Source organism: Alcanivorax sp. (genome assembly GCF_051117345.1).
GTDB lineage: Bacteria > Pseudomonadota > Gammaproteobacteria > Pseudomonadales > Alcanivoracaceae > Alcanivorax.
The window spans coordinates 1-4,120 of record NZ_JBNPEC010000032.1; the positions used below are offsets into that span (position 1 = coordinate 1).

The 4,120-nt window shown below is 58.2% G+C and carries 4 protein-coding genes and 2 tRNA genes; 3 read left to right on the forward strand and 3 right to left on the reverse strand.

The features are described from left to right. Window positions 1-419 (reverse strand): peptidylprolyl isomerase (locus ACFE0K_RS02255; RefSeq protein WP_434534518.1); only part of this gene is annotated, 419 nt, incomplete at its 3' end. 161 nt (window positions 420-580) lie between these two features. Between ACFE0K_RS02255 and ACFE0K_RS02260 the strand changes: the two genes are divergently transcribed. Next, window positions 581-2,263 carry a glutamine--tRNA ligase/YqeY domain fusion protein gene (locus ACFE0K_RS02260; RefSeq protein ID WP_434534519.1) on the forward strand — a complete coding sequence of 561 codons (1,683 nt, stop codon included), beginning with the start codon at window positions 581-583 and terminating at the stop codon, window positions 2,261-2,263. 52 nt (window positions 2,264-2,315) lie between these two features. Here the strand turns inward: ACFE0K_RS02260 and ACFE0K_RS02265 are convergent, their stop codons facing one another. Continuing rightward, the gene (locus tag ACFE0K_RS02265) at window positions 2,316-2,651 is read right to left on the reverse strand and encodes a YegP family protein (RefSeq protein ID WP_434534520.1); all 336 of its coding nucleotides are present in this window, start codon (window positions 2,649-2,651) and stop codon (window positions 2,316-2,318) included. Window positions 2,652-2,839: 188 nt separating this feature from the next. Next, window positions 2,840-3,685 carry a bifunctional methylenetetrahydrofolate dehydrogenase/methenyltetrahydrofolate cyclohydrolase FolD gene (gene folD, locus ACFE0K_RS02270; protein WP_434534521.1) on the reverse strand — a complete coding sequence of 282 codons (846 nt, stop codon included), beginning with the start codon at window positions 3,683-3,685 and terminating at the stop codon, window positions 2,840-2,842. Between the two features lie 243 nt (window positions 3,686-3,928). Here folD and ACFE0K_RS02275 point away from each other — a divergent pair. Both ACFE0K_RS02275 and ACFE0K_RS02280 read left to right on the forward strand, forming a co-directional pair. Beyond that, window positions 3,929-4,005: transfer RNA gene (locus ACFE0K_RS02275), tRNA-Pro, on the forward strand. A 26-nt stretch (window positions 4,006-4,031) separates the two neighbouring features. Then, a tRNA-Arg gene (locus tag ACFE0K_RS02280) sits at window positions 4,032-4,105 on the forward strand. Window positions 4,106-4,120 lie beyond the last annotated feature (15 nt).

Consider the following 4,120-nt stretch of genomic DNA (forward strand, 5'->3'; position numbering starts at 1 on the left):
GCCACGTTGCGGATTTTCTCTACCACGTCCATGCCGTCGCTGACCGCGCCGAAGACTGCATAGCCCCAGCCATCCTGGCTGCGTTCCTTGTCCAGGAAGTGGTTGTCGGCCACGTTGATGAAGAACTGGGCCGAAGCGGAGTGGGGATCCGGGGTGCGCGCCATGGCGATGGTGCCAGCCTTGTTGGACAGGCCATTACCGGCCTCGTTCTGGATCGTGTCACGGGTGGGCTTTTGCTGCATATCTTCGTTGAAGCCGCCACCCTGGATCATGAAATTGCTGATGACACGGTGGAAGATGGTGCCGTCGAAGTGCCCATCCTTGACGTATTGAACAAAGTTCTCGGTAGTAATCGGCGCTTTCTCTGCGTCCAGCTGCAGGGTGATTTTGCCGTAGGTTGTTGTCAGCACCACTTTCATCAGGTTTTCTCCGCAAGTAGGGCCGGGTCGGGGTTTTTGTGCCCGGGCTGGCCCTGAGTCTTTGACTGTTGGGGGGCGTACAGTACACTAGCGCACCTTCATTTTCACCGTGAGAGCCTGCCCATATTCAGGCTCCCTGCCTTCCGGACTGGCCAAGACCCATGAGCGAAACGAAAGCGCCCAGCAATTTTATCAGACAGATCATCGACCGTGACCTCGCAGAAGGTAAAAACGACGGCCAGGTGGTGACCCGTTTTCCGCCGGAACCCAATGGCTACCTGCATATTGGTCATGCCAAGTCTATCTGCCTGAACTTCGGGATTGCCGAAAGCTATAACGGCAGTTGTAACCTGCGCTTCGACGATACCAATCCCGAGAAGGAAGAGGACGAGTACATCCAGTCCATCAAGCAGGATGTGCAGTGGCTGGGCTTTGCCTGGAATGGCCAGGAGCGCTTCGCCAGTAACTATTTCGACCAGCTTTATGAGCTGGCCGTGGAGCTGATTCACAAGGGGCTGGCCTACGTGGACAGCCTGAGCCCGGAACAGATCGCTGAATACCGCGGCAATTTCACCACGCCGGGTAAGCCAAGCCCCTACCGCGAGCGGACTGTGGAAGAGAACCTGGCTCTGTTCGAGCAGATGCGCAGCGGCGAGCTGGACGAGGGCGCGGCGGTACTGCGTGCCAAAATCGACATGCAGAGCCCCAATCTGACTCTGCGCGATCCGATTCTCTATCGTATCCGCAAGAAAGCGCACCATCAGACCGGTGACAAGTGGGTGATCTACCCCATGTACGACTTCACCCATCCGTTGTCCGATGCCCTTGAGGGCATCACGCACAGCCTCTGTACCCTGGAGTTTGAAGATCACCGGCCCTTTTATGACTGGGTGATCGAGAACACCTCTGTGCCTGCCAACCCGCGCCAGTATGAGTTTGCCCGCCTGAATCTGAATTACACGGTGACCAGCAAGCGCAAACTCAAGCAACTGGTGGACGAAGGGCACGTGGAAGGCTGGAACGACCCGCGTATGCCGACCATCTGTGGCCTGCGTCGCCGTGGTTATACACCTGCCTCGCTCCGTACCTTCTGTGAATCCGTGGGCGTCAGCCGGGCGGATTCCGTGGTGGATATGGGGATGCTGGAAGCCGCCATCCGCGATGATCTCAATCAGCATGCCCCCCGCGCCATGTGTGTGCTCAATCCATTGAAAGTGGTCATCGAAAACTGGGAAGAGGGCAAGGAAGAATCCCTGACGGCCCCGGTGCATCCCCAGAACGAGACCATGGGAACCCGTCAGGTACCCATGACCCGGGAGATTTATATCGACCGGGAAGATTTTCGTGAAGAGGCCAACAAGAAGTTCAAGCGCCTGGTGCTGGGTGATCGGGTGCGCCTGCGCTATGGTTATGTGGTGCGTGCGACCGATGTGGTCCGTAATGACAGCGGCGAGATTGTGGAAGTGCGCTGCACTTATGATCCGGACACCCTGGGCAAGAACCCGGAAAATGCGGATGACCAGGGCAAACTGCGCGGGGTGATTCACTGGGTCAGCGCCAGCAAGGGTGAGCCCTGCGAGGTGCGTCTCTACGACCGCCTGTTCACCGCAGCCAATCCCAACAAGACCGAAGAAGGGCAGACCTTCCTGTCTCACATCAATCCGGATTCATTGACTGTGCTTGATGGCTGCTGGGTGGAGCCGGGGCTGCGCGGGGTTCTGGCCGAAACCCGCTACCAGTTCGAGCGTGAGGGGTACTTCTGTGTGGATCAGAGCAGCAGCGCTGACAAGCTGGTGTTCAATCAGACAGTGGGGCTGCGCGAGTCCTGGCCGAAGGAAGCCTGATTCAGCGAGTGAAGATTGCAGGAAAAGGGCCACGAAGTGGCCCTTTTTTGTATCAGTCGGTCTGATCGTCCACCGGAGCATCGGGAGCGTTGTTCTTCACTGATTCAATGCCGTTTTCCATACCGCTGGCGCTCTTGTACATCTGGCTCTGGCCAATGATCTGGTGGTTGGCAGCTTTCAGGGAAAAATAGTGCCTGCCGTCCTTGGCTTCCTTGCGATCAAAGCGGTTGTCGTCCGGGGCGTTCTTTTTGACTGACTCAACGCCGTTCTCGCAGGCGCCTTTGCTGGTGTACTGCTCGCTGGAGAGAATGATTTCTCCGTTGCCGGCTTTCAGGCGGAAAATGTACTGCCCGTTGCTGGCCTTATCGATTTCGAACTTCCCTGCCATGGTGATTCTCCTTGGGTCTATAGCGACGCCTCGCGGGATGAGGCTCAGAAGACTATAGGCCGCAGGAGCCGACAATAATGTTACCGCCGGTTGTTACTGCGTAGCGTTGCTTTGCTTTGTGGGAGGTGTCGCAAAAGGGCGGGAATGACGATTACAGGCGCCGCCAGGGACGGCGCCTGTGTAGCGTATCAGGCCAGGGCTTTTTCGCCGGACTGCAGGGTCTGGAAAATCAGGGTGTTGATAGTCATGGGGCCGACGCCGCCGGGCACGGGAGTATAGGCGCTCACCCGGTCCACCAGCGGCGCCAGCTCGATGTCGCCACATTTTTCCGGGTGGAAGCCGGCATCGACGACCACGGCGCCATCCTTGATCCAGTCAGCCTTGATGAACTCCGGCTTGCCCACGGCGCCCACAACGATGTCAGCCTGTTTGACCAGGGCTGGCAGATCCTGGGTGCGGCTGTGGCAGATAGTGACCGTGGCATTGGCTTCCAGCAGCATCATGGCCATGGGTTTGCCGAGAATGGCGCTGCGGCCCACCACCACGGCATGCTTGCCTTCCAGCTCCACCTGGTAGTGCTCCAACAGCCGCATGATGCCTTTGGGGGTGGCGCAGCCGTAAGCGTCCTCGCCCATACTCATGCGACCAAAGCCCAAGCAGGTGACGCCGTCCACGTCCTTTTCCAGGCTGATGGCGTCGAAACAGGCGCGTTCATCAATCTGGGCAGGGACCGGGTGTTGTAGCAGAATGCCGTGCACATCCGGGTTATTGTTGAGTTCGTCAATTTTTGCCAGCAATTGTTCGGTGCTGGTGTCGTCGGCCAGCTCAATGGCGACAGATTCCATGCCGACACGCTGGCAGGCGTTGCCTTTCATCTTTACATAGGTGGCAGATGCCGGGTCGGCACCCACCAGAATGGTGGCAAGAATCGGCGTGCGGCCGTCGGCCTTGGCTTTCAGGGTGTCGACGCGCAGGCGCATCTCCTGTTCAAACTGCTGGGCCAGGGTTTTGCCATCAAGAATCTGGGCGGTCATGTGGGCGGTCTCTCTGAAATTGACTACAATAGGGGGCGGCTTGGCGCGGTTGCGGTAATCGCAGCCTGCCGGGGGTAGCCGTGAACGGCGCGATTCTCGCACGCGCAGGCACAGTGCGCAAAAGTTGCCTAAAATCTGAACGTTAGACATTTTTTTGCGTCGAACCCCGTTGACGCTCATGGGGGCGCCGAGTATTATGCGCGCCTCGCTTTCGAGCTTAGTCACTGACGCAGCTTTAAAAGACGGGGTGTAGCGCAGCCTGGTAGCGCGCCTGCTTTGGGAGCAGGATGTCGGGGGTTCGAATCCCTCCACCCCGACCAGTTGGCTTGATGGCGGAAATCTGCAATCGCCTGTAGCTCAGCTGGATAGAGCAACGGCCTTCTAAGCCGTAGGTTGCAGGTTCAAGTCCTGGCAGGTGAGGGCGGCAGGAAAGAA

Bases quoted from the DNA above. Each gene is read 5' to 3' on its own strand.
- ACFE0K_RS02260 (WP_434534519.1), top strand. From the start codon at position 581: ATGAGCGAAACGAAAGCGCCCAGCAATTTTATCAGACAGATCATCGAC.
- ACFE0K_RS02265 (WP_434534520.1), bottom strand. From the start codon at position 2,651: ATGGCAGGGAAGTTCGAAATCGATAAGGCCAGCAACGGGCAGTACATT.
- folD (WP_434534521.1), bottom strand. From the start codon at position 3,685: ATGACCGCCCAGATTCTTGATGGCAAAACCCTGGCCCAGCAGTTTGAA.